This window comes from Lentzea aerocolonigenes, from assembly GCF_000974445.1.
Classification (GTDB): Bacteria; Actinomycetota; Actinomycetes; order Mycobacteriales; family Pseudonocardiaceae; genus Lentzea; species Lentzea aerocolonigenes.
The window spans coordinates 1-20,291 of the sequence record NZ_BBOJ01000048.1 but is presented as its reverse complement, the minus strand read 5'-3'; the positions used below and the strand labels follow the sequence as shown (position 1 = coordinate 20,291).

At 68.8% G+C, this 20,291-nt stretch carries 23 protein-coding genes and 1 riboswitch; of the genes, 16 read left to right on the top strand and 7 right to left on the bottom strand.

The features are described 5' to 3' along the window. From AOM45_RS48505 to AOM45_RS48475, 7 genes are all read left to right on the top strand, one after another. Positions 1 to 773: transposase (locus tag AOM45_RS48505; RefSeq protein ID WP_156249788.1), on the top strand; the 773-nt coding region annotated here is incomplete at its 5' end. Between the two features lie 162 nt (positions 774 to 935). After that, a complete protein-coding gene (gene pgeF, locus AOM45_RS48500; protein WP_030474158.1) occupies positions 936 to 1,640 on the top strand; it encodes a peptidoglycan editing factor PgeF in 705 nt (234 codons plus the stop codon). Further along, entirely contained in the window at positions 1,637 to 2,335 is a 699-nt protein-coding gene (locus AOM45_RS48495; protein WP_030474157.1) for a YggS family pyridoxal phosphate-dependent enzyme, read from the top strand. The genes pgeF and AOM45_RS48495 overlap by 4 nt, the downstream gene beginning before the upstream one ends. Before the next feature lie 68 nt (positions 2,336 to 2,403). Then, positions 2,404 to 3,060: a cell division protein SepF gene (locus tag AOM45_RS48490; protein ID WP_030474156.1), complete on the top strand. Its 657-nt coding sequence runs from the start codon at positions 2,404 to 2,406 to the stop codon at positions 3,058 to 3,060. Between the two features lie 18 nt (positions 3,061 to 3,078). After that, a complete protein-coding gene (locus AOM45_RS48485; RefSeq protein ID WP_035914134.1) occupies positions 3,079 to 3,357 on the top strand; it encodes a YggT family protein in 279 nt (92 codons plus the stop codon). 48 nt (positions 3,358 to 3,405) lie between these two features. After that, positions 3,406 to 4,221 (top strand): DivIVA-like cell division protein Wag31, encoded by an 816-nt coding sequence (gene wag31, locus AOM45_RS48480; protein ID WP_030474154.1) that lies wholly within the window; start codon positions 3,406 to 3,408, stop codon positions 4,219 to 4,221. Positions 4,222 to 4,236: 15 nt separating this feature from the next. Next, a complete protein-coding gene (locus tag AOM45_RS48475; protein WP_030474153.1) occupies positions 4,237 to 4,725 on the top strand; it encodes a hypothetical protein in 489 nt (162 codons plus the stop codon). 8 nt (positions 4,726 to 4,733) lie between these two features. Here the strand turns inward: AOM45_RS48475 and AOM45_RS48470 are convergent, their stop codons facing one another. From AOM45_RS48470 to AOM45_RS48460, 3 genes are all read right to left on the bottom strand, one after another. Continuing rightward, complete coding sequence (locus tag AOM45_RS48470; protein WP_030474152.1) at positions 4,734 to 5,204, bottom strand: hypothetical protein; 471 nt, start codon at positions 5,202 to 5,204, stop codon at positions 4,734 to 4,736. After that, the gene (locus AOM45_RS48465) at positions 5,204 to 5,629 is read right to left on the bottom strand and encodes a hypothetical protein (protein WP_059363103.1); all 426 of its coding nucleotides are present in this window, start codon (positions 5,627 to 5,629) and stop codon (positions 5,204 to 5,206) included. The genes AOM45_RS48470 and AOM45_RS48465 overlap by 1 nt, the downstream gene beginning before the upstream one ends. 83 nt (positions 5,630 to 5,712) lie before the next feature. Further along, positions 5,713 to 6,057: a DoxX family protein gene (locus AOM45_RS48460; protein WP_051784853.1), complete on the bottom strand. Its 345-nt coding sequence runs from the start codon at positions 6,055 to 6,057 to the stop codon at positions 5,713 to 5,715. A 249-nt stretch (positions 6,058 to 6,306) separates the two neighbouring features. Here AOM45_RS48460 and ileS point away from each other — a divergent pair, with 249 nt between their 5' ends. Both ileS and AOM45_RS48450 read left to right on the top strand, forming a co-directional pair. Continuing rightward, on the top strand, positions 6,307 to 9,411 hold the full coding sequence (gene ileS / locus AOM45_RS48455) for an isoleucine--tRNA ligase (RefSeq protein ID WP_030474149.1): 3,105 nt from the start codon (positions 6,307 to 6,309) through the stop codon (positions 9,409 to 9,411). Positions 9,412 to 9,575: 164 nt separating this feature from the next. Continuing rightward, the gene (locus AOM45_RS48450; RefSeq protein WP_156094489.1) at positions 9,576 to 10,442 is read left to right on the top strand and encodes a hypothetical protein; all 867 of its coding nucleotides are present in this window, start codon (positions 9,576 to 9,578) and stop codon (positions 10,440 to 10,442) included. Here AOM45_RS48450 and AOM45_RS48445 read toward each other — a convergent pair. Then, positions 10,406 to 10,885 (bottom strand): hypothetical protein, encoded by a 480-nt coding sequence (locus tag AOM45_RS48445; RefSeq protein WP_051784852.1) that lies wholly within the window; start codon positions 10,883 to 10,885, stop codon positions 10,406 to 10,408. The genes AOM45_RS48450 and AOM45_RS48445 overlap by 37 nt on opposite strands. Before the next feature lie 60 nt (positions 10,886 to 10,945). Here AOM45_RS48445 and AOM45_RS48440 point away from each other — a divergent pair, with 60 nt between their 5' ends. Beyond that, the gene (locus tag AOM45_RS48440; protein ID WP_051784851.1) at positions 10,946 to 11,506 is read left to right on the top strand and encodes a TetR/AcrR family transcriptional regulator; all 561 of its coding nucleotides are present in this window, start codon (positions 10,946 to 10,948) and stop codon (positions 11,504 to 11,506) included. On the opposite strand, the gene AOM45_RS48435 is transcribed toward AOM45_RS48440, so the two are convergent. Next, positions 11,479 to 12,414: a M28 family metallopeptidase gene (locus AOM45_RS48435; protein WP_030474145.1), complete on the bottom strand. Its 936-nt coding sequence runs from the start codon at positions 12,412 to 12,414 to the stop codon at positions 11,479 to 11,481. The two genes, AOM45_RS48440 and AOM45_RS48435, sit on opposite strands and share 28 nt — an antisense overlap. 130 nt (positions 12,415 to 12,544) lie before the next feature. On the opposite strand from AOM45_RS48435, the gene AOM45_RS48430 reads away from it, so the two are divergent. The 5 genes from AOM45_RS48430 (at position 12,545) to AOM45_RS48410 (ending at position 18,018) form a co-directional block, all read left to right on the top strand. Beyond that, positions 12,545 to 14,032: a potassium/proton antiporter gene (locus AOM45_RS48430; protein WP_030474144.1), complete on the top strand. Its 1,488-nt coding sequence runs from the start codon at positions 12,545 to 12,547 to the stop codon at positions 14,030 to 14,032. A gap of 73 nt (positions 14,033 to 14,105) precedes the next feature. Next, positions 14,106 to 14,220, top strand: a riboswitch (SAM riboswitch). A gap of 37 nt (positions 14,221 to 14,257) precedes the next feature. Beyond that, positions 14,258 to 15,589, top strand: coding sequence for an aminotransferase class V-fold PLP-dependent enzyme (locus tag AOM45_RS48425; RefSeq protein ID WP_030474143.1), 1,332 nt, complete (start codon positions 14,258 to 14,260; stop codon positions 15,587 to 15,589). A 23-nt stretch (positions 15,590 to 15,612) separates the two neighbouring features. Beyond that, positions 15,613 to 16,359 (top strand): signal peptidase II, encoded by a 747-nt coding sequence (lspA, locus tag AOM45_RS48420; RefSeq protein WP_236704115.1) that lies wholly within the window; start codon positions 15,613 to 15,615, stop codon positions 16,357 to 16,359. A gap of 101 nt (positions 16,360 to 16,460) precedes the next feature. Beyond that, positions 16,461 to 17,345 (top strand): RluA family pseudouridine synthase, encoded by an 885-nt coding sequence (locus AOM45_RS48415; RefSeq protein ID WP_051784856.1) that lies wholly within the window; start codon positions 16,461 to 16,463, stop codon positions 17,343 to 17,345. Between the two features lie 73 nt (positions 17,346 to 17,418). Continuing rightward, the gene (locus AOM45_RS48410) at positions 17,419 to 18,018 is read left to right on the top strand and encodes an NAD(P)-dependent oxidoreductase (protein ID WP_030474140.1); all 600 of its coding nucleotides are present in this window, start codon (positions 17,419 to 17,421) and stop codon (positions 18,016 to 18,018) included. Here the strand turns inward: AOM45_RS48410 and AOM45_RS48405 are convergent. Beyond that, on the bottom strand, positions 18,007 to 18,879 hold the full coding sequence (locus tag AOM45_RS48405) for a LysR family transcriptional regulator (protein WP_236704114.1): 873 nt from the start codon (positions 18,877 to 18,879) through the stop codon (positions 18,007 to 18,009). The two genes, AOM45_RS48410 and AOM45_RS48405, sit on opposite strands and share 12 nt — an antisense overlap. A 287-nt stretch (positions 18,880 to 19,166) precedes the next feature. Between AOM45_RS48405 and AOM45_RS48400 the strand changes: the two genes are divergently transcribed. Continuing rightward, a complete protein-coding gene (locus AOM45_RS48400; RefSeq protein ID WP_236704113.1) occupies positions 19,167 to 19,640 on the top strand; it encodes an inositol monophosphatase family protein in 474 nt (157 codons plus the stop codon). A 67-nt stretch (positions 19,641 to 19,707) separates the two neighbouring features. On the opposite strand, the gene AOM45_RS52100 is transcribed toward AOM45_RS48400, so the two are convergent. Next, a partial coding sequence (locus AOM45_RS52100; protein WP_201780212.1) for a hypothetical protein occupies positions 19,708 to 20,291 on the bottom strand: 584 nt, incomplete at its 5' end.

Below are 20,291 nucleotides of genomic sequence, written 5' to 3'. Positions count from 1 at the left end.
AGCGGTTGCGGCACGCGTTGCGTGACTATTTCCCGGCCGCGCTGGTGGCTTTCACGGATCTGGACGCGCCGGACACGCTGGAGCTGCTGGCCCGCGCCCCTGACCCGGATGCCGCGAAGAGGTTGTCGTTCAAACAGATCCGTAGTGCGCTGCAACGCGCCCGCCGTCGCGATCTGGATGCCAAAGCCACCGAGATCCAGGCCGCGTTGCGCGCCGAGCACCTGGGCCAGCCGGCGGTGGTGGCCGCCGCCTACGCGGCGACCACCCGCGCCACCCTGGCGATCCTGGCCGCTCTGGCCGAGCAGATCAGGGTCCTGGAGGGCGAGGTCGGGGCCCATTTTGGCCGGCACCCGGACGCTGAGATCGTGCTGTCCCAGCCAGGGATCGGCGCGGTTCTCGGCGCTCGGGTGCTCGCCGAGTTCGGCGACGACCACGCTCGCTACGCCAGCGCGAAAGCCCGCAAGAACGCTGCCGGCACCAGCCCGCTGACCATCCGCTCCGGCAAGAAGAAAACCGTGCGGACCCGTTACGTCCACAACGACCGGCTCGTCGACGCGCTCATGATGCAGGCCTTCGTCGCCTTACGCGTCTCATCCGGCGCCCGCGCCTACTACGACCTGCAACGCGCCCGCGGCCTCGGCCACAACGCGGCCTTACGCCAACTCGCCAACCGCCTCGTCGGCATCCTGCACGGCTGCCTCAAAACCCGCACCACCTACAACGAGACCACCGCCTGGGCCCACCACACCAACACCAACACCGCCGCCGCTTGACACCCCCAGCAACTGGGATGTCTTCGCCATCGGGCTTGAGTGGGGCGCCTCGGCTGCGCCATCGGGCTTGGTTGGGGGTGCCTCGGCTTCGCCATCGGGCTTGGGCTGGCTTCGCGTCGCGTGCTGCGGAGGTGTGTGCCGGGTGCGAACTAGGGTGTAGGCGTGCGCATTCGTCGTGTTGTCACCACCCGCGCCGGTGGCGTGTCCAAGGGGCCCTATTCGTCCTTCAACCTCGGCGATCACGTTGGGGATGAACCGGGGGCCGTGGAGGCCAATCGGGGGCGCCTTGCTGAGGGGATTGGGCTCAGCCCCGATCGGTTGGTGTGGATGGAGCAGGTTCACGGGCGGACTGTCGGGGTGGTTGACGGGCCGCAGAGCGAGGCGCTTGAGGCCACTGATGCATGTGTGACGAAACAGGCTGGTCTCGGGCTTGTGGTGTTGACGGCCGACTGCGTGCCTGTGTTGTTGGGGGATCAGGAGGCCGGGGTTGTCGGTGCTGTGCACGCTGGGCGTGTCGGCGCGCGTGTCGGGGTTGTGGTCGAGGCGCTCAAGGCGATGATGGGGCTGGGGGCCGAGCTCGAGCGGATCGAGGTTCTGCTCGGGCCCGCTGTTTGTGGTGAGTGCTACGAGGTGCCTGCTGAGATGCAGAAGGACGTGGAGAAGCACCTGCCTGGTAGCGCTTCCAAGTCGCGGCGGGGGACGCCCGCGTTGGACTTGCGGGCCGGGTTGTGGAACCAGCTCGCCAGTGCGGGGGTGGGGAAGATCGGGGTGGATCCGCGGTGCACGTTTGAGGAGAAGGATCTCTTCAGTCACCGCAGGGAGGCGCCTACCGGGCGGCTCGCGTCGGTCGTTTGGATCGAGCCGTGAGTCGGGAGGACGAGCTTCGGGCGAACCTCGCTGAGGTCGAGGAGCGCATCGCGAAGGCTTGTGAGGCTGCTGGGCGGGATCGGGGCGACGTGATGTTGCTCGCGGTGACGAAAACCTGGCCGGCGAGCGATGTGGAGATCCTTTATGGACTCGGGTTGAGGAACTTCGCCGAAAATCGCGATCAGGAGGCCAGTGCCAAGGTCGCCCAATTGAGACATCTCGAAGACGCTCGGTGGCACATGGTCGGGCGATTGCAGCGGAACAAGGCCAAGTCCGTCGTCGAATGGGCCGATCAGGTCGATTCGGTGGACAGCGTCCGGTTGGCTGAGGCGTTGGCCAAGGCGGCGCGGGCGCACGGGAAGAAGCTCGACGTGTTGTTGCAGGTCAGCATCGACGGGGACACGTCGCGGGGTGGGTGCGCGGTCGAGGACGTGCCGGAACTGGCTGGCGTGATCACTCGTTCGGGTGATCTTATTCTTCGAGGTGCGATGACCGTCGCGCCATTGACGATGAAGCCATCGCAGGCGTTTGAGGCGTTGGCATCGGTGGTATCAGGGCTACGTGATGATCATCCCACTGTCCGCAGTGTGTCAGCGGGAATGAGCGGGGACCTGGAAGATGCCATCTCGCACGGATCGACCTGTGTGCGTGTCGGAACGGCGTTGCTCGGCAGCCGGCGACTAACCTCGCCGTAGGTTGTCGGGAACCTCGGGACCGTCCGCACCGTCCCTAAGAGTGGGGAACTCGCCGAGGAGGGGCTGGAATGAGCGCGCTGCACAAGCTGAAGGCCTACTTCGGGATGGTCCCCGCCGAGTACGCAGACGACCCCGGCTACGACGACGACCGCGGCCGCTACGGCGACTACCGGTCCGAGTACGCGGCCGAGGCCGACGACTACGACCCCTATCCGCGGCGCAGCCGTGTGTTCACACCGGGCCGGTCGGAGCCCCAGGGCTCCGGGTACCGGACCGACATCGACGACTCGGACGACTACGAGCCGGAGTCGCGGCGCGGGGGCGGCAGCCCTTCGAGCACGCGGCGCTGGTCCGCTGACGCACCTGTGCACGGTGCGCTGGCTGTCGAGCCGCAGCGCGAGCCCGTGAGCAGGCTGCGTCCCGTCGCGGAACCGGCAGGCAACCCGTTGGCGCGCATCACCACGCTTCACCCCCGTAACTACAGCGAGGCGCGCACGATCGGGGAGCACTACCGCGACGGCACTCCAGTGATCTTGAACCTGACCGACATGGACGACGCGGACGCGAAGCGTCTCGTCGACTTCTCGGCCGGTCTCGCGTTCGCTCTGCGCGGGTCCATGGACAAGATCACCAGCAGGGTGTTCCTTCTCTCACCGCCGAACGTTGACGTCACGGCGGAGGACCGCAGGAAGCTGGCGGAGGGTGGGTTCGGGAACCACGGTTAGAGTTGACCCGTGGACCCGATCCGTCTCGTCATCTTCTACGTCCTCTTCGCGTTCTCGCTGTTCCTGACCGCACGTGTGGTGGTCGAACTGGTGCGGACGTTCGCGAGGGAGTGGCGCCCCGCGGGCGGCGTGGCCGTGACGCTGGAAACCGTGTACACCGTGACCGACCCACCGGTCCGCGCACTGCGTCGGGTGATCCCGACTGTGCGGATCGGGGGCGTCGGACTGGACCTATCGATTATTGTGCTGTGGCTGCTCGTTATCATTTTGATGCAAGTTGCAGATCCCAGGCCGTGACGGGGAAGCCGGGGATGACCGCAGCCCAGGAGTGCGAGAGGTGATCCGATGCCGTTGACCCCCGCTGACGTGCACAACGTCGCGTTCAGCAAGCCGCCGATTGGCAAGCGGGGCTACAACGAGGACGAGGTGGACGCGTTCCTCGACCTGGTTGAGGGCGAACTCGCCCGCTTGATCGAGGAGAACAACGATCTCCGTCAGCAGGTCGAGCAGCTCGACCAGCAGCTCGAGACCACGCGTGCCGACCTCGACGACGCGCGTGCGAAGGCTTCTTCCGGCCCCATGACGAGCCGTATGCCGGTGGAGGAGCCGCGCCGCCTGGCGCCGGTCCCGCCGCCCACGGTGATGGAGCAGACGTCCCCCGGTGGTGGCGGTGACCACCACGTGCAGGCCGCGAAGGTCCTGGGTCTCGCCCAGGAGATGGCGGACCGGCTGACCGGCGAGGCCAAGGCCGAGGCGGACGGCATGCTGTCCGAGGCGCGCACGAAGTCCGAGCAGTTGCTGTCCGAGGCTCGTGCCAAGGCCGACACGATGGTCAACGAGGCGCGCACCCGCGCCGAGACCATGCTGAACGACGCGCGCACGCGCGCCGAGACGCTCGAGCGGCAGGCCCGTGAGAAGGCCACCGCGCTCGACCGCGACGCGCAGCGCAAGCACGCTGAGGTGATGGGCAACATCACCCAGGAGAAGAACACGCTCGAGAAGCAGATCGACAAGCTGCAGACGTTCGAGCGCGAGTACCGCACGCGACTGAAGACCATGCTCGAGTCGTCCCTGCGCGACCTCCAGGACCGCGGCCCGGCCGCTCCGTCCGAGGGCCGTTCCCAGGGCTACTCCTTCGGCGCACGCGCCGAAGCGGGCTGAACTACTGTCCACTAGGTGCTCTTCGTAGTTCTACTTCTGGTGCTGGCAGCCCTCGGGTTGCTCGTGCCTGCGCTGACCACGTCCAACACGATCTGGGCGTGGTCGTCCGTGGGCGCGAGCGTGCTCGCCGCCCTGGTCCTCGCTTGGGACTGGTGGCGACGGCGGCCGGGGGACCCCGTTGCCGACGCGCAGAGTGTAGATCAACAGGCTGTAGCTGATGATCAACGGGTAGTGGTTCCGGCAGAAGCCGATACGCCGCCCGCTGACGAGGAACCACCGGAAGAGGACACCGACGCGGCGGACCTGCTCGTCGTGGCCGATCTGGTGGACGAGGTCCGGGTGCTGGACGAGCGGCCCCGGTACCACCTGAGCTCGTGTTCCTGGCTCGCCGGGAGGCCCACGCTGGGCCTCCCGGTGCAGGAAGCACGGCAGCTCCAGTTCACGCCGTGCGCGGTGTGCACGCCCGACGCGGTGCTGGTGCGCAGAAGCCGTACCAGCGGCTAGCCCGTTCTCTACGTGCGACTGAAGCGGATCTTCACGCGCAGTGCGTTGTCCGGGCTGCTGCTGTACTGGCAGCGGTGTTCCACCGCGCCGTAGAACGTGTCGACCGAGCCGTCGGCGGCGCGTTCGAGCTTCTCGACGGTGACGTCGGCCGCCTGGTCGACGCAGCCCAGGCCGCGGTTGACGACCTGCGCCTTCACGTCCGTGTCGGTGCCCTCGGTCAGTGGTTGGCCGTCGGGACGGGACAGCTCCAGGTCGACGTAGTCCCGCAGGCTGTCGTACTCGGCCGCCACCCGGAGAGCGTTGTTCTGCCGGAAGCCGACGCGGAGCTCCAGCCCCGGCGGCGTCCAGTGGCCCGCGCGGTTGTTGATCGGGGCGGCGTGCGGCTCGGCGTCGAAGACGAACTCCTGGAGCGGCTCGGCCGAAGCGACGCCGGTGGCGGCGAGCATCAGCGCGGCGGTGGCCAGAGCGGTGCGGATCATCACGAGTCCCCCAGGACGTAGTGGATCTTGGCGGTGAAGGTCTTGTCCTGGCTGCGCTCGCAGTGGTGCTCGACCGAGCCGTCGAACTCGGTGATGCGGCCGTCCGAGTTGCGGGCCAGGTGCGTGACCTCGAGCCGGCCCTGCGGGTCCTGACAGCCGATGCCACCGAAGATGACCACCATCTGGCACTGCTGGACGCCGGTCTCCGCCCGCGCGCCTGGCAGCAGCACGCGGACGTCGCCGCCGGAGCCGCGGCCGTCGAGCAGCAGGTCGTCGTCGAACTCCCAGACCTTCACGCCGGTCCGGTGTCCGGAGAGCTCGCCGACGGGCTGAGCGCCGGCCTGAGAAACGAAGTCGAAGGACGAATCAGCAGACGCGCTGGCGACACCCGCGGACATGGCCACGATCGACGCCAGCATCAACACGCCGCGAAGCATGTTCAACCCCCCATGTCGAAGTGCTGCCGAGTCTGGCGCAGCACCGGGGAGGCGTGAATCAGTGGAACTACTCAGCGGTCCAGGAACAGCAGGGTGATCAGCAACGCGAGCAGGACCAGGTCCACGACGACGCCGGACGGCTTCGAGTCGTACCTGAGCCTGGTGACCGTGGCGCCGACCATCAGCAGTCCGAGCCCGACGGTGGCCGCGTGGGCGACCCACTCCCAGGTGACCAGGCCGACGATCAGGCCTGCCGCGCCCGCCCACTCCAGCGCGCCGATGGTCCGCCACAGCGTCCCGCTCATCCGGAAGTGGTCACGTGCCTCGAGTGACGTCTTCGCTCCGAACAGCTTGCCCGCGCCCGTGGCCGCGAACAGCAGGGCCAGCACGATCGACAACGCGATGGTCAACGTCATCCGGCGAGCATACGGTTTGCGCGCACCCGTACCCTGTACTCACAGGCATCGATCCGGCCATCACCGGGGAGCCTCCGGAAGAACGGGTTCAGCGAACCTCAGTAGAACCGGACGGGACCGGCCCGTCACAGCCGAAGAACGAGAGGCTCGCCCGTCGCGGGTGAGCAAGCGGGGTGGTACCGCGGCCCGTCGAGCCACATCGGCGCGGTCGTCCTCGCGTGTCCTTCATGACCGCGAGGAGCAGTGGAGATGGCCTACCCCAGGGCCGGAGCGAACGAGGTCCCGGCGCAGCCGTCCTTTCCGAACCTCGAGCAGGACGTGCTCGGGTACTGGAAGGACGACCAGACCTTCCAGGCGAGCATCGACCGCAACCCGGCCGGCGACAACGGCGACAACGAGTTCGTCTTCTACGACGGCCCGCCGTTCGCGAACGGTCTGCCGCACTACGGGCACCTGCTGACCGGCTACGTCAAGGACGTCGTGCCGCGCTACCAGACCATGCGCGGCAAGCACGTCGAGCGCCGGTTCGGCTGGGACACGCACGGCATGCCCGCCGAGTACGAGGCCGAGAAGCAGCTCGGGATCACGCAGAAGCACGAGATCGACGAGCTCGGCATCGAGAAGTTCAACGAGGCGTGCCGCACGTCCGTGTTGCAGTACACGGACCAGTGGCGCGACTACGTGACGCGCCAGGCCCGGTGGGTCGACTTCGACAACGACTACAAGACGCTCGACCTCGACTACATGGAAAGCGTCATGTGGGCGTTCAAGGCCTTGTGGGACAAGGGCTTGATCTACGAGGGCTTCCGGGTGCTCTGGTACTGCTGGCGTTGCCAGACGCCGCTGTCCAACACCGAGACCAAGATGGACGACGCCTACCGCGAGCGGCAGGACCCGGCCGTCACGGTGGCGCTGCGCCTGGAGTCCGGTGAGAAGGCCCTGGTCTGGACGACCACGCCGTGGACGCTGCCGAGCAACCTCGCCGCCGCCGTGCACCCGGACGTCGACTACGTGACCGTGGTCGGCTCCGATGGTGACAAGTACCTGCTGGCCGAGGCTCGTGTCGCCGCGTACGCGCGTGAGCTGGGCGAGGAGCCCGAGGTCGTCGCGCGCTTCAAGGGCTCGGACCTGGTCGGCAAGAAGTACCTGCCGCCGTTCGACTTCTTCGTGGGCCGCGAGAACGCGCACCAGGTGCTGACCGCGGACTACGTGACCACCGACGACGGCACCGGCATCGTCCACATCGCACCGGCGTTCGGTGAGGACGACAAGGTCGTGACGGACGCGGCGGGCATCGAGGTCGTCGTGCCGGTCGGGCCGGACGGCAAGTTCACCGCGGAAGCGGGCCCGTACGCGGGCGTGCACGTGTTCGAGGCGAACAAGCAGATCATCCGTGACCTGCGCGAGGCCGGCCTGTTGCTGCGGCACGAGACCTACGACCACCCGTACCCGCACTGCTGGCGGTGCAACAACCCGCTGATCCAGCGCGCGCTGTCGGCGTGGTTCGTCGCCGTGACGCAGTTCAAGGACCGGATGGTCGAGCTCAACCAGCAGATCAACTGGGTGCCCGGCCACATCAAGGACGGCCAGTTCGGCAAGTGGCTCGAGAACGCGCGCGACTGGAACATCTCGCGCAACCGGTACTGGGGCTCGCCGCTGCCCGTGTGGACCTCGGACAACCCCGAGTTCCCCCGCACGGACGTGTACGGGTCGCTGGACGAGCTGGAGCGGGACTTCGGCGTGCGCCCGGACAACCTGCACCGGCCGTTCATCGACGAGCTGACCCGCCCGAACCCGGACGACCCGAGCGGCAAGTCGACGATGCGCCGCATCCCGGACGTGCTCGACTGCTGGTTCGAGTCGGGCTCGATGTCGTTCGCGCAGGTGCACTACCCCTTCGAGAACGCGGAGTGGTTCGAGAACCACTACCCCGGCGACTTCATCGTCGAGTACAACGGGCAGACGCGCGGCTGGTTCTACACGCTGCACGTGCTCGCGACGGCGTTGTTCGACCGGCCCGCGTTCCGCGACTGCGTGGCGCACGGCATCGTTCTCGGTGACGACGGCCAGAAGATGTCCAAGTCGCTGAAGAACTACCCGGACGTCAACGAGGTCTTCGACCGCGACGGCTCGGACGCGATGAGGTGGTTCCTCATGGCGTCGCCGATCCTGCGCGGCGGCGACCTGGTGGTGACCGAGCGCGGCATCCGCGACGCGGTGCGCCAGGCGGTGCTGCCGTTGTGGAACTCCTGGTACTTCCTCGCCTTGTACTCCAACGCTTCCGGGCGTGAGGGCACGTGGCGCGTCGACTCGAAGAACGTGCTGGACCGGTACGCGCTGGCGAAGACGCACGACCTGGTGCGCGACGTCCAGGCGGCGATGGACGTCTACGACATCTCCGGTGCGTGCCAGATGGTGCGCGAGTACCTGGAGGTGCTGACGAACTGGTACGTGCGCCGGTCGCGGCAGCGGTTCTGGGACGGCGAGCAGGACGCGATCGACACCCTGCACACCGTGCTGGAGGTCGTCACGCGCGTGGCGGCACCGCTGCTGCCGTACACGACCGAGGTCGTGTGGCGCGGGTTGACCGGTGGGCGTTCGGTGCACCTGACGGACTTCCCGTCGGCGTCGGACCTGCCCGCCGACGACGCTCTCGTGGCGGCGATGGACGAGGTGCGCGACGTGTGCTCGACGGCGTTGTCGTTGCGCAAGGCCAACAAGCTGCGTGTGCGACTCCCGCTGGCGCGCCTGACCGTGGCGTCCCCGGTGGCCGGAACGCTGGAGGACTTCGCGGAGATCGTGCGCGACGAGGTCAACGTCAAGGAGGTCTCGCTGACCACCGACGTCGACGCGTACGGCCAGTTCCAGCTCGTGGTGAACGCACGCGCCGCCGGCCCGCGCCTCGGGCCGAACGTGCAGAAGGTCATCAAGGCCGTCAAGGCCGGTGACTGGTCCGAAGTGGACGGTCGCGTGGTGGCCGCGGGGGTCGAGCTGTTCGAGGGTGAGTACGAACAGCGTCTGGTGGCAACGGATCCGGCTGCCACGGCCGCGCTGCCCGGTGGTGCGGGCGTGGTCGTGCTCGACACGGTCGTGACGCCGGAGCTGGAGGCCGAGGGCGTCGCGCGCGACCTGGTGCGCGTGGTGCAGCAGGCGCGCAAGGACGCTCAGCTCGACGTGTCCGACCGGATCACGCTGACGCTGGAGCTTCCGGACGCGGTGCGTTCCGCGGTGGAGCCGCACCTGCCGTTCGTGCAGTCGGAGACGTTGACGTCGTCGGTGGTGTTCGGTGAGGGCGCTTCCGAGGGCTCGGTCGGTGACGGGCTGAAGGTCAAGGTCGCGGTCGCCAAGGCGTAAGTACGGCACTACAAGGCGGCGTGTGATGGGTTCGCCCGTCACACGCCGCCCTTTTTTATGCAACACCTCGTGCCGAGGCGGACACCTCCAGCTGAACGGTTGATCTCTCTCGAGAGGGGTGGCACGTGGTTGCTGGGGGATGGCGTCTCACGGTGGGCGCGGCGGTGTTGGTCACAGGTGCGTTGTTCGCACCCACTGCCGCACAAGCGGGCACGGGGTGCGAGTGGATCAGGACTGACCTGCCGGTTCCGGCCGGTCAGCACTCGAGCGGCCCTCTGGCCGGCGACGGCGACTGGCTGACCTCGACCACCTGGGGTGAGTCGGTCGTGGTCTGGCATCAGGAGGTGCCGGAAACGGTGACCTTCCAGGAACAGCGTGGTGTCTACGACATCACCCGGGAAGGTGTGCTGCTCAGTGGTGGTGGGAGCGGGCTGTGGCGTGGTGGTGAAAAGCTCGAGCCGTTGCCCGGCCGCCGGTCGACGACGGTGCACTCGATGAATGCCGGCGGCGACGTGGTCGGCAGGTCCGGTGGAGCGTTGGTGGTGTGGCCTGCCGGGTCCACGGAGCCGACGGTGCTCGAAGACACCGAGGACGGGCTGGCGTGGTGGCCCAAGGGGATCGACGACGACGGCAACGTCATCGGCGTCTCCGACGACGAGGGACCCGACCGGGGTTACGTGTGGAACCCGGACGGCGAGCGAGTCGAACTCCAGCCGCTCGAGGACCACGACCAGGTGTCCCCGAGCTTGATCCGGAACGGCCGCGTCTTCGGGACGTCGATGGTGCGGGGCGACTACCAGGGGATCTCGGTCGAGTGGAACCTGCGAGGCGAGATCGTCCGCACCCTGCCCGGTGGCGCCGTCACGGCCGCCAACGGCGCGGGCGACCTGATCTCGGGAAACGTCGTGCGTCGCGCGAACGGCCGGGTCGACCCGTTGCCCTCCGACGTGTTCCCGGACGTGCTCGCGGAGAACGGTGACGTGTTCGGAGGACGCTACTTCGAAGGTCCTGTGAAGCTGCGCTGCGCCTGACGCTTCATCACAGCGCCGAACGCCCGCCGCACCAGCCGCACCCAAGGTGACCACCGCGCCGGTGCGGCGGGCTCGCGTCCTGCTGCGCGCTCGAAGTTGTCGAACAGGTCCTCCAAGCACGCGTCGTGCAGCCAGCGGATCACCAGCGCCCAGCGCAGCCGTGCCGCGAAGCCGAAGTCGCCGACGAGCTCGTGCCGGACGACCGTGCCCGACGCCGAGAGCGTGTGCGTGCCCGTGAGCTCGGTGAACTCGAAGCTGATCGACTCGCCGGGGGTGAACTCCGTGCAGCGGTAGCGGATCGGGCCGTGGCCGCCGTCCGCGCCGACGCCGAGCGGGCGGTCGAACTCCTGCTTGCCCCACGCGGGCGGCCAGAGCTCCTGGATCCGCTCGACGAACGGGCCCGCGGGCACGCTGAGATCGCGGACGTGGACGTTTCTGATCATGACTAGAACCCCTTCCATACGCTGCCGTATGTTCTGAAACGTACGGTAGCGTATGGAAGCGTGGTGCGGAGGAATCGCGACGACTGGACTGAGATAGCGCTGAGAGCGTTGGCGGAAGGCGGGCTGGGCGCCGTGGCGATCGAACCGCTGGCTGCACGTGCCGGCGCCACGAAAGGCAGCGTCTACCACCACTTCCCGAACCGGGAAGCACTGCTCAAGGCCACGGTCGAGCGGTGGGAGCGGGAGCACACCGAGAAAGTCATCGAGCTGGTCGAGGCCGAGGCGACCCCGCACGACAAGCTCAGGACGTTGTTCAGCACCGTGCTCGACCGCACTCGCAAGGGGTCGGTGGAGATGGCGTTGCAGGCGGGCGCCGAGCACGAGGTGATCGCGCCGGTCCTCCAGCGCGTCACGCAACGGCGCCTGGACTACCTGACCGAGCTGTTCGAGCAGCTCGGGTTCGACCGCGAGCACGCGAAGAAGCGCGCGCTGATCGCGTTCAGCCTCTACCTGGGGCAGGTCCAGATGTGGTCGACGCTGCCCGGCCTCGTCGAACCGGTGCTCGACGAGGCCGTGCAGGTGCTAACGGCGCATCACGCGGCGGTCGCCCACAACGCGTAGGCGATCACGTCCGCGTTGCGGTCCAGCGCCGTGGTGTTGATGTTCGACGTGGTGTCGCAGGAACGGTGGTAGCAGCGGTCGAAGGCCTGACCCGCCGTACCGCCCCACTTCCGTGCCTGTGCCGCGGTCTTGGTCTGCTCGGCGCCGGTGAAGGTGCCGCCGGTCGCGATGCCCGCCCGTGCGAACGCGGCGTGGTCGGAGCGGCCGCCGACCCTGGTCAGCTCGGTCGGGACGTTCAGCGTCGCGAAGCCCGCCTCCAGTCGCTTCTGCAGTTCCACCGAACCGGCGGGCTGTCCGTCGGCGCCGTCGTAGACGAAGTAGCCGGGGTTCGGCGAGCCGGTCATGTCGAAGTTCAGGTACGCCTTGATCTTCGACTTCTCCGCGGTGGTCAGCGAGGCCACGTAGGCGTTCGAGCCGCGCAGCCCGAGCTCCTCCGCGCCCCACCAGCCGAACCGCACGTGCTTGGTCGGCTTGAAGCCGGTGGCCGCCATCTGGAGGGCGACCTCCAGGTTCGTCGCCGAGCCCGTGCCGTTGTCGTTGATGCCGGGGCCCGCGGTGACGCTGTCGAGGTGGCCGCCCAGCATGACGACGTTGTTCGCGTCGCCGCCGGGGTAGTCCGCGATCAGGTTGTAGCCGGTGGCGCCGCCGTAGGTGAACGACTGCACGCGCGTGGTGAAGCCGGCCGCGTCGAGCTTGCTCTTCACCCAGTTCACCGAGGCCAGGTACCCCGGACGTCCGTGAGCGCGGTTGCCGCCGTTGGCGTTCGCGATCGACTGGAACTGGTTGAGGTGGGCTTGCACGTTCGCGACGTTGATGTTCGGTGCTGCCAGGGCCGCCGGAGCGGCTGCCTGTGCTGCGGTGGTTCCGGTCACCATCAAGGCGGCCGCCAGTGCGATCAGGATCCTCATGGTTCAACTCCAGTGCAGGGTTGGATTGAGCCACTGATCAACATGCTCCTGTGCGCATGAGCCCGGTAGGGGCGAACGGCGGGTTGTTGTGATGCGTCGGATTCGTCCAATTCGGTGGTGATCAACGAGAATGGTCCGGGTGGGTGACGTGACGGTCGTTCTGGGCGTCGGCGCGGCCGTGCTGCTGATCTCGGTGATCGCGGTGCGCGTGTCGACTCGACTCGGCCTGCCCTCGCTGTTGCTGTACCTCGGCATCGGCGTGTTGCTCGGCGAGTCCGTGGCCGGCATCAAGTTCGACGACGCCGGCCTCACCCAGTCCCTCGGCATCGCGGCTCTCGTGCTGATCCTGAGCGAGGGCGGGCTCACGACCCGTTGGCAGGCCGTGAAGTCCTCGCTGTGGTTAGGCGTGGCACTGTCCACAGTGGCCGTTGCGGTGAGCGTCGCCGTGACGGGAACGGCGTTGCACTTCCTGCTCGGCCTCGACTGGCGGATGGCGTTGCTGTGGGGCGCGGTGCTGTCGTCCACCGACGCGGCCGCGGTCTTCAGCGTGCTGCGGTCGCTGGGCGTCGGCGCGCGGCTCACCGGGGCGCTCGAACTGGAGTCCGGCCTCAACGACGCGCCGGTCTACCTCGCCGTCGTGCTGCTGGCGTCGTCGGACCGGATCTCGTGGACCGCACCGCTGCTGGTGGTCTACGAACTCGCCGCGGGCGCGCTCATCGGTGTCGCGCTGGGCTACCTCGGCGGCGCCGGGCTGAGACGTGCGGCGCTGCCCGCCACCGGCCTGTATCCGCTCGCCACCGTGGCGGTGTGCGTGATCGCTTACACCGCGGGCGATCTCGCGCACGCGTCCGGGTTCCTCGCCACCTACGTGGCCGCGCTGGTGCTCGGCAACGCCCGCCTGCCGCACCGCGCCGACACGCTCTCGTTCGCGGAGGGCCTCGGCTGGCTGGCGCAGATCGGGCTCTTCGTCTTACTCGGCCTCTACGCGTCACCGTCGCGGCTGCTCGACGTGCTGGTGCCCGCGTTGATCGCGGGCGTCGTGCTGACGTTCGTGGCACGGCCGCTGTCCGTGGTGGTCGCCTCGCTGCCGTTCAAGGTGCCGTGGCGGGAACAGGCGTTCCTCTCGTGGTCGGGCCTGCGCGGTGCGGTGCCGATCGTGTTCGCGCTGATCCCGTTGATCCAGGGCGTTCAGGGCGCGCGCGAGCTGGTCGACGCGGTGTTCGTGCTGGTCGTCGTGCTGACGGTGGTGCAGGGCACGACGCTGCCGTTCCTGGCGCGGCGCCTCGGCCTGGTGCGCGCGGGGGAGCCGCAGGAGGTGCAGGTCGACTCCTCGCCGTTGGACGAGCTGGGCGCCGAGCTGCTGCAGGTGCACATCCAGCGCGGGTCGAAGCTGCACGGCGTGTACATGTCCGAGCTGAGGCTGCCGACCGGTGCCACGGTGAGCCTCGTGGTGCGCGGCGGGAAGAGTTTCACGCCACAACCGACGACGCGGCTGCAGACAGAGGACCAGTTGCTCATCGTCACCACGGAAGAGGCGCGCGAGGCCGCTGAGCGGCGCGTTCGTGCCGTGGACCGCGCCGGTCGCTACGCCCGCTGGAAGGGCGAGACCGGGGAATAGTCGGTCTCCGAGGCTTCTCACGATGTGATCGGGTGTCGACGCGCTCGGTGACCCTCCGCTAACGTCGTCGGCAGGTCATGAGAGCCAGCGTCAAGCCCAAGCTTGCTGGCCGGCAACCCTCCAACCGCGGTGGGGTGCCCTTGGTGAGGACCTGGTCCGGCGCGTGGGGCGCCGGTCAAGCGCGGGCCTTCGCGACACGGGGCCCCTGGCCTCGGAGGCAGCTCGATGACGCTCGCGATCACCAAGACCACCAGCACTGCGGTTCCGGCTGTCGTCGGCGCTGACCTGCGCGTTCCACTGGTCACCGGAGAGCGCGTCACCTACGCCAACCTCGACCACGCGGCGAGCGCGCCGTGTCTGCAGGAGGTGCGCGACGCCGTCGACGAGCTGCTGCCCTGGTACGCCAGCGTGCACCGCGGCGCCGGGTTCGCCTCACAGGTGTCGACCCGCGTCTACGAGCAGGCACGGGACCGCATCCGCAGGTTCATCGGGGCGCACTCGTCCGACGCCGTCGTCTTCACCCGCAACACCACGGACTCGCTGAACCTGTTGGCGCGCAGCGTTCCCAAGAACACCGCGGTCGTCCTGTTCGACAGCGAGCACCACGCCGCGCTGCTGCCGTGGCGCGGTCCGAATGTTCAGCGCATTCCCGCTCCGTCTTCGTCTGGCGCCGCTGTTGTCGCGCTGGACCGGGCATTGGCCGCCGCCCCGGTCGGCCCTCGGCTCGTGATCGTCACCGGGGCGTCCAACGTCACGGGGGAGCTGTGGCCGGTCGCGGAGCTCGCGAAGGTCGCCCGCCGGCACGGCGCGCGGATCGCGCTCGACGCCGCGCAGCTCGCCCCGCACCGCCCGGTCAACGCCCGCGAGCTGGGCGTCGACTACGTCGCGTTCTCCGGTCACAAGATCTACGCGCCGTTCGGTGCCGGCGTGCTGGTCGGCCGCGCCGACTGGTTGCAGCAGGCCCAGCCGTACCTGGTCGGTGGCGGTGCCACGTCGAAGGTCACCGACCACGGCGACCGGCTCGGCGTGGCCTGGTCCGCGGTGCCGGAGCGGCACGAGGCCGGCAGCCCGAACGTCGTCGGCGTGCACGCGCTCGCCGCGGCCTGCGAGATCCTGTCGCGGCACTGGGAGCAGACGGTCGCGCACGAGCAGGAGCTGCTGACGCGTCTGCGCGAGGGCCTGCGCACGATCCCCGGTTTCCGCGAGCTGTCGATCCTGACCGACGTCGACAAGGTCGGTGTCGTGAGCTTCACGGTCTCCGGCTTCGACGCGGGCTTCCTCGCGGCGGCGCTGTCCGCGGAGTACGGCATCGGTGTGCGGGACGGCGCGTTCTGCGCGCACGTGATCGTGGGCCGCCTGGTCAAGCAGGTCGGATCGCACGAGGACCGTGCCGTGCGCGCGTCGATCGGCCTCGGCACGACGGTCGAGCACGTGGACCGGTTGGTCGCCGCGCTGCGCACTCTCGTCACCGAGGGGCCGAAGTGGACCTACACGCAGCGTGACGGCCGGTGGGTGCCGGAGGACGACGGCCGAACCCTGCCGCCGTTCCTCGCGTAGTCCCTGTAGTGGACAATGACCTGGTGAGTGACGAGTCCAAGGCCGCCGAGAAGGCTGCTGCCGACCCTGCGGAAGAGCAGGTCAGCGCGCCGGAAGCGGTCGAGGAAGCCGCGGCGGCACCGGACGAGGCCACCGAGGACTGGGCGGAGAAGGCTTCGGAAGAAGCCGCCGGGAAGGACTCCGGCGAGGATGTCGTCGAGCCGGAGTTCTCGATCACCGGATCGCTGCCGGAGCCGAAGACCAAGACGCTCGCGGTGCTGGCGGGTGGGGTGCTCGCCCTGGACGTGCTCACCAAGGTCGTGTCCGTGGCGTTCCTCGAGGACGCCGGGCCCATCAAGCTGTTCGGCGGGGTGCTCTACCTGACGTTCGTCCGCAACCCCGGTGCCGCGTTCGGCCTGGCGGAGGGCATGACGTGGATCCTGGCGCTGATCGCGCTGGGAGTCGTCGGGTTCATCGCCTGGATCTCGCGCAACCTCCGCTCCCAGGGCTGGGCCGTCGGCCTGGGCCTGGTGCTGGGCGGCGCCGTCGGCAACCTGGTGGACCGCCTCTTCCGCGAACCGGGGCCGATGCGCGGTCACGTGGTGGACTTCCTGTCGCTCTTCGACCCGTACGGCCGCGTCTGGCCGGTGTTCAACATCGCCGACATGGCGATCGTCGGCGGGGGCGCGGCGATCATCGTCCTCGCGCTCATGCGGCACGACTACGACGGGACGATTCACAAGGACGACCCGGTGCCCGTGGAGTCCGACGGTGTGACGGAGCCGAAGTAGCTGGTCCTGATAGGTTCAGCAGGTTCTGCAAGGAGAAGAAGGTCGAGGCCCCGCGCGTGAGCGGATACCGAACGCTGCCGATTCCCGACGGTCTGGACGGCATGCGCGTCGACGCCGGCCTCGCGAAGCTGCTGGGTCTGTCCCGCACCGCCGTGGCCGCCATCGCCGACGCCGACGACGTGCTGATCGACGGCCGTGTCGTCGGCAAGTCCGACCGGCTGACCGCGGGCGCGATGCTCGAGATCACGCTGCCGGCGCCGCCGCAGCCGATCACCGTCCAGGCGATTCCCGTCGAGGGCCTGGTCGTGATCCACGAGGACGACGACATCATCGTCGTCGACAAGCCGGTGGGTGTCGCCGTGCACCCGTCGCCTGGCTGGACCGGGCCGACCGTGGTGGGCGGGCTCGCCGCCGCCGGTCACCGGATCGCCACGTCCGGCGCCGCGGAACGTCAGGGCGTCGTGCACCGGCTCGACGTCGGCACCACGGGCGTGATGGTCGTCGCGAAGTCCGAGTCCGCGTACTCGGCCCTGAAGCACGCCTTCAAGGAACGGACCGTCGACAAGGTCTACCACGCGATCGTCCAGGGCCACCCGGACCCGATCAAGGGCACCATCGACGCGCCGATCGACCGGCACCCCAAGCACGACTACAAGTTCGCCGTGATGAACTCCGGCAAGCCGTCCATCACGCACTACGAGGTGATCGAGGCCTTCCGCGCGGCGTCATTCGTCGAGGTGCACCTCGAAACCGGCCGCACGCATCAGATCCGCGTGCACTTCTCGGCTCTGCACCACCCGTGCGTGGGCGACCTGACCTACGGCGCCGACCCGACGCTGGCCAAGCGGCTCGGGGTGACGCGGCAGTGGCTGCACGCGCGCCAGCTCGGGTTCCACCACCCGGCCGACGGCCAGTGGGTCACGTTCACCTCGGAGTACCCGCAGGATCTGGCTTCGGCGCTGGAGAAGCTGCGCGAAGAGGGCTGATTGCGTCTGGGTAAATCATCGGTTGACGAGCTTTCACTTGATGTTAATCGGTGGCGTCCCTAGCGTTTTCGGCATGAACCTCATCGTTCTCGCGGCCTCCGGTCGCACCGGTCTCGCCCTCGCCCGCAAGGCGGTGGAGCGCGGCCACACCGTCACCGCGATCGCCCGCGATCCGAGTCGCATCACCGTCGAGCACGTGCGCAAGGTCGCGGGCGACGTGACCGACCCGGCGAGCATCGCCGCCGTCGTCGACGAGGACTCCGTCGTCCTGTCCGGTCTCGGCACGGAGGTCGCCGGTGTGCTCCTCGACGGTGCGAAGGCGGTCGTCGCCGCTGGGCCGCGACGGATCATCTGGCTCGGCGCGTACGGCACGGGTGCGTCCGCGGAGGTTGCGGGCGAGGGTGCGCGCGTGCTCTGGACGTTCATGGGGGACCGGATCCCGGACAAGGTCGCCGCGGACAACGCGGTGCTTTCCGCCGGTGGCACCGTCTTCCACGCCGGGGTGCTCAGCGACGACCCGGAAAGCCCCACCCGGCGCACCGTCGGCCTGGACGCCGCGCCGCCGTTCGACCTGACCGCTGTCGTGAGCAGGGAAACCGTGGCCGCGTTGATGCTCGACGAGGCCGAGAAACCGCGCTTCCCCGGCGCCGTCGCCCTGCCGCTACCGGGCTAGCACCTCGACCACGGTCGTCCGCACCTGGTCGCGCAGCCAGGCGTGGGCGAGGTCAGAGTCGTAGCGTTGGTGCCAGTTGCAGTTGATCGGCGCCTCCGGTGACTCGACCGGCAGCGGGCGGGTGACCAACCCGAACGCCTCGACCAACGGCCGGCAGAGGATCGCGGTGGTGGTCACCAGGGCATCGCTCGTGGCCGCGATCCGCAGTGCGGAGTGGACGGTCGCCACGGTCGCGATCACCTTGCGGCGCAGGCCTTGTGCTGCCAGCACGTCGTCGATCGGGGCGGTGAGCCGGCCGCGCCGGGAGACCAGCACGTGGGGATGTGCCGCGTAGGCGGGCAGGTCCAGGTCTTCCGCGCACGGGTGTCCGTGCCTCATGACCACCGCGAGCGGGTCGGTGCCGAGCGTCTCGGAACGGAACTCGGGCAGGCCCGCCGTGCCGCCGCCGAGCTCCAGGTCGACCCGCCCGTGCCGCAGGTCGTCGGTGTCGGCGGAGTGCTCGGCGAGCACCCGCAGCCGCACACCGGGTGCCTGCTCCGCGATCCTGCCGACCAGCGCGGGCACGACCGACGAGGCCAGCGCGTCGTGGCACTGGACCGTGAACGTGCGCTCCAGTTCGGCGAGGTCGAGCTCCCGGCTCGGCGCGAGCACGGCGTTGGCCTGCCGCACCAGCCGGTGCACCTCCTCCCGGATGCCCAATGCGTACGGCGTCGGCGTCATCGTGTGGCCGGTCCGCACCAGGATGTCGTCGCCGGTCACCTTCCTGATCCGCCCGAGCGTGCGGCTGACCGCGGGCGACGACAGGTGCAGCCGCTGCGCCGCCCCTATCGCCCCCATCACGCTGTCCTCGTCGAGCAGCACGGTCAGCAGATTCAGATCCGCTTGCTTGACCTCTTTCCCAGCCGGAGCGGGGAGATTCAACCCTCGCGGATTGAGCTTTCTGCTTCACAGCCCGTTGCCGACCCGCTTTCACGGCGAGGGTCGGAGTGCCGACCATCGGTCTTACACAAGCTCCACAGACCTGACATCCCGCCAGCCCGGCGGTAGACCGGTCCGTGGCTTGGTTCCGTCCCGGACCGACTCACCGAGTGTACAGGACCGTATACGCTCAGTTGCCGCAGGGCGGATGGACAGACTGGAACATCGGCGTGAGCCTGGTCCGCGTCGGCCGCCCGGTGCTGGCCGTCGTGTACTTCCCGTTGTTCGACGAGATGTTCACGGCCACCGAGGGCGGTGGCGCGTTCCTGAACGGCGTGCGGTTGCGGGTCTCCGGCAAGACGTCGCTGGACGGCGCGCTGGCCGGCACCGGTCAGGCCCAGCCCGGCCAGGGACCGGAGATCGCCGACCGGATGGGCGCCTCCTACAGCGCGATGGCGAAGGAGGCTCTGTACGTCCGGATCTCCGTGCCGGTGACGCATCAACTCGCCCAGGTCGCCGCCGGACGGATGGATCTGCACTGGCAGTACGACAACGTGCGCGCGCACGCGTCCGGTGTGCTGCTCGTGCAGGAGGCGGGCGGCGTCGTCACCGATCTAGACGGCAAGCCGTGGGAGCTGACCAGCACCGAGTACCTCGCCGCCGCGCCGGGCGTGCACGCCGCGGCCCTGGAAGTGCTGCGCTAGAGGGCTTGACCGACCGAAGTCGTGAAGATCGAGGCGAGTTTGGTTGATCAGCTGGGGTTGCTGGTGGTTATGCGGCGAGTCCGGCTTGGTGGGCGAGTTGGTCGACGGCTTTGTCGTAGGCGTCGGCCGCTGTGCGCAACCGGGTCGGCTGGGGGCTGGTGAGCTGGGCGAGACCGGTGCGCAGGAGTCTGTCGTGGGCGCGGGTGAGGAACATCGCGGTGTGCAGGCCGGTGTTGGTGACGCGGTAGCGGTGGGTGTGCGGGATGCGTTCGATTAGTCCGTGGTGCCGCAGCCGGCGTAGGTCGTAGCTGGCTTGGGTGGTGGTCATGGGCTGCGCTGTGCCGAGCAGTTCGCTGGTGGTCTGCCGCAGGTCGCGGTTGGTGAAGCCGTGCAGGTGCAGCCGGAAGACCAGCAGGGTGTGCAGCAGGGCGTGGACGCGTGGGTCGGTGAACCGCAGGCCGGGGATCCGGTCGCCGGCCTGGGTGAGGATCGGGTCGCAGGTGGTGTGGAAGGCGTCGGCTCCGGTGATCGGGTCGTGGCTGAGTCGTTGGACGCGCAGCAGGCGTCGGTTGGCGGAGAAGCCGATCTGCCGCAGTGCGGGCAGGTTGGTCAGCCGTCTGCCGATCTTGAAGTCACGGGTGTTGTTGATGG

Excerpts from the sequence above, each read along its gene's own strand:
- AOM45_RS48490 (WP_030474156.1), top strand. The coding sequence starts at position 2,404 with ATGAGCGCGCTGCACAAGCTGAAGGCCTACTTCGGGATGGTCCCCGCC.
- wag31 (WP_030474154.1), top strand. The coding sequence starts at position 3,406 with ATGCCGTTGACCCCCGCTGACGTGCACAACGTCGCGTTCAGCAAGCCG.
- AOM45_RS48470 (WP_030474152.1), bottom strand. The coding sequence starts at position 5,204 with ATGATCCGCACCGCTCTGGCCACCGCCGCGCTGATGCTCGCCGCCACC.
- AOM45_RS48460 (WP_051784853.1), bottom strand. The coding sequence starts at position 6,057 with ATGACGTTGACCATCGCGTTGTCGATCGTGCTGGCCCTGCTGTTCGCG.
- ileS (WP_030474149.1), top strand. The coding sequence starts at position 6,307 with ATGGCCTACCCCAGGGCCGGAGCGAACGAGGTCCCGGCGCAGCCGTCC.
- AOM45_RS48445 (WP_051784852.1), bottom strand. The coding sequence starts at position 10,885 with ATGATCAGAAACGTCCACGTCCGCGATCTCAGCGTGCCCGCGGGCCCG.
- AOM45_RS48435 (WP_030474145.1), bottom strand. The coding sequence starts at position 12,414 with ATGAGGATCCTGATCGCACTGGCGGCCGCCTTGATGGTGACCGGAACC.
- AOM45_RS48430 (WP_030474144.1), top strand. The coding sequence starts at position 12,545 with ATGGTCCGGGTGGGTGACGTGACGGTCGTTCTGGGCGTCGGCGCGGCC.
- AOM45_RS48425 (WP_030474143.1), top strand. The coding sequence starts at position 14,258 with ATGACGCTCGCGATCACCAAGACCACCAGCACTGCGGTTCCGGCTGTC.
- AOM45_RS48415 (WP_051784856.1), top strand. The coding sequence starts at position 16,461 with ATGCGCGTCGACGCCGGCCTCGCGAAGCTGCTGGGTCTGTCCCGCACC.
- AOM45_RS48410 (WP_030474140.1), top strand. The coding sequence starts at position 17,419 with ATGAACCTCATCGTTCTCGCGGCCTCCGGTCGCACCGGTCTCGCCCTC.